The following is a 2,034-nucleotide window of genomic DNA, read 5'->3' on the forward strand; positions in this document are numbered from 1 at the left end:
CGCGGCCGCCAACGCCTTCCTGGACGCGCTCGCCGTCCGCCGGCGGGCCGGCGGACTGCCCGGGGTCTCCCTGGCCTGGGGCCTGTGGGACACCGACGCCGGCATGGCCGGCGCACTGCAGCACACCGACCGTGCCCGCCTGGCCCGCCACGGAGTGGCCCCGATGCCCGCCCAGGAGGCACTGCACCTGTTCGACCTGGCCTGGCGGGGCGAGAGCGCCGCACTGGTACCGGCACACCTGCGCGTACCGGCCCAGGACACCCCGGTGCTGCTGCGCGATCTGGCCCCCGCCCGCCGCAGGCCCGCCCCCGGCCCCCTCGCGGCCCAGGCATTCGCCGAACGCCTCGCGGCGGCCACCGCACCGGAGCGCACCGAACTGCTCCTGGACCTGGTGCGCTCCCGGGCGGCGGCCACCCTGGGACTGGCCGGCGGCCATGCCGTCGACCCCGACCGCGGCTTCCTCGACATGGGGTTCGACTCGCTGACCGCGGTCGAACTGCGCAACCGGCTGGCCGAGGCCACCGGACTGCGCCTGCCCACGGCCCTGCTCTTCGACCACCCGACCCCCGCCGACCTGGCCGCACGCCTCACCGCCGAACTCGCCCCCGCCGCCGCCGACCGGTTCGCGGAACTCGACCGCATCCAGGCCGGCCTGCCCGGCCTGGACCCCCAGGAGCGCGCCTCGCTCGCCGGGCGGCTGCGCGCGGTCCTCGACCAGCTCGCCGCACCGGAGGTCACCGACCGGGTCGAGACCGCCACCGACGACGAGATCTTCGACTTCATCGACAACGAGCTCGGAATCTCCTGACCTGCGCACCGCCGTTGGAGGGCGGACTTCATGGCCAACGAAGAAAAGCTCCGCAGCTACCTCAACCGCGTCACCACCGATCTGCACCACACCCGCCGGCGGCTGCAGCAGATGACCGAACCCGTCGCGATCGTCGCCATGTCCTGCCGCTACCCCGGCGGCGTCCGCGACCCCGAAGGACTCTGGCGGCTGCTCGAGGACGGCACCGACGCCGTCTCCGAGTTCCCCACCGGCCGCGGCTGGGACATCGAGACGCTCTACGACCCCGACCCCGAAAAGCCGGGACACACCTACACCCGCACCGGCGGATTCCTCCACGACGCCGCCGAGTTCGACGCCGCGGCCTTCGGCATCTCCCCGCGCGAGGCGCTGACCACCGACCCGCAGCAGCGCCTGCTGCTCGAACTGTCCTGGGAGGCGTTCGAACGGGCGGGCCTGGCCACCACCGCCGTCAAGGGCACCCGCACCGGCGTGTTCGTCGGCGTCATGTACAACGACTACGGCTCCCGGATGCACACCATGCCGGCGGACGTCGAGGGCTACCTCGGCAACGGCAGCGCGCCCAGCATCGCCTCGGGACGCATCGCGTACACCTTCGGCCTCGAGGGGCCCGCCCTCACCCTGGACACCGCCTGCTCCTCCTCCCTGGTGGCCCTGCACCTGGCGGTGCAGTCGCTGCGCCGCGGCGAATGCACCATGGCGCTGGCCGGCGGCGTGACCGTCATGTCGACCCCCACCACCTTCGTGGAGTTCAGCAGGCAGCGGGCCCTGGCCGCGGACGGCCGCTGCAAGGCGTTCTCCGCCGACGCGGACGGCACCGGCTGGGCCGAGGGCGCCGGCCTGCTGGTCCTGGAGAAACTCTCCGACGCCCAGCGCAACGGCCACCGCGTGCTGGCCGTGATCCGCGGCTCGGCGGTCAACCAGGACGGCGCCAGCAGCCGGCTCACCGCGCCCAACGGGGCGGCCCAGCAGCGCGTCATCCGCCAGGCCCTGGAGGACGCCGCGATCGGCCCCGACGGCGTCGACGCCATCGAGGCACACGGCACCGGCACCCGCCTGGGCGACCCGATCGAGGTCGAGGCGCTCCTGGCCACCTACGGCGCCGGCCGCGACCGCCCGCTGTGGCTGGGCTCGCTGAAGTCCAACATCGGCCACACCCAGGCCGCGGCGGGCGTGGGCGGCATCATCAAGATGGTCCAGGCCCTGCAGCACCAGGTGCTGCCCCA

2 protein-coding genes are annotated in these 2,034 nt (G+C 74.1%); both read left to right on the forward strand.

Annotated elements, in window-relative coordinates; genetic code table 11:
- On the forward strand, positions 1–808 hold an 808-nt coding region (locus tag CW362_RS42715; RefSeq protein WP_162684456.1), incomplete at its 5' end, for a beta-ketoacyl reductase.
- 30 nt (positions 809–838) lie between these two features.
- On the forward strand, positions 839–2,034 hold a 1,196-nt coding region (locus tag CW362_RS42720; protein ID WP_206301233.1), incomplete at its 3' end, for a beta-ketoacyl synthase N-terminal-like domain-containing protein.

Origin of the sequence: Streptomyces populi (assembly GCF_002911015.1) — a bacterium.
GTDB classification, from domain to species: Bacteria; Actinomycetota; Actinomycetes; order Streptomycetales; family Streptomycetaceae; genus Streptomyces; species Streptomyces populi.